Origin of the sequence: Lactococcus sp., assembly GCF_036648155.1 — a bacterium.
Taxonomy (GTDB): Bacteria; Bacillota; Bacilli; order Lactobacillales; family Streptococcaceae; genus Lactococcus; species Lactococcus cremoris.
On sequence record NZ_JAVXIY010000040.1, the window covers coordinates 1 to 594 of the forward strand.

At 30.3% G+C, this 594-nt stretch carries 1 protein-coding gene; it reads right to left on the minus strand.

Translation table 11 applies throughout. The features are described 5' to 3' along the window. Positions 1-210: 210 nt before the first annotated feature. Positions 211-594, minus strand: a 384-nt coding sequence (locus tag RSC39_RS12010) for a bacterial Ig-like domain-containing protein (RefSeq protein ID WP_332537471.1), incomplete at its 5' end; no start/stop codon positions are given.

A 594-nucleotide genomic window follows, 5' to 3' on the forward strand; every position in this document is an offset into this window, starting at 1 on the left:
ATCACTGGAACCAGAGACTTTAAGATATTCTATCGGGTATCAAGTCATGGCTAAATAATCAACTAGCAATTCGGGTAATAAAATTTAATTTGATAACCTTTTAAAAATTTTCAATGAATTTCTTTCAATAATTAAAATTATCATTAAATAGATGTTGTATAGGTTTGTTATTATAAATGAATAAAGCTCTTAATTCATATACTGATTGTTTTAAATTTTTCTTCTAAAGAAAAGAGCAAGTGAGGCGATTGTTGTAATTCCACCGATTATATTAAGTAAAATAGGAGAATCATTTATCCCAGTTTTGGGTAATTCACTTTTAGATTTACTAATTTTAGTCATTGGGATTTTATCAACTTTGGAATCTTTATTATTTTCTACAGAATAAATCGTCACTTTCGCTGTACTCGTCACACCATCATAAGTGTAGGTTACTTCATTAATTCCAGCTTTAGTGGTATTTACTTTCGAATCATCTACTGTGAGTTGACTGAAATCAACTTTATTGCCATCTTTATCAAGGGCAAAGTCAAAGTTATCTTCCGATTTCCAAGTATCCCCAACATAAATGCTTGAGTCGTGCACGTTCACTGC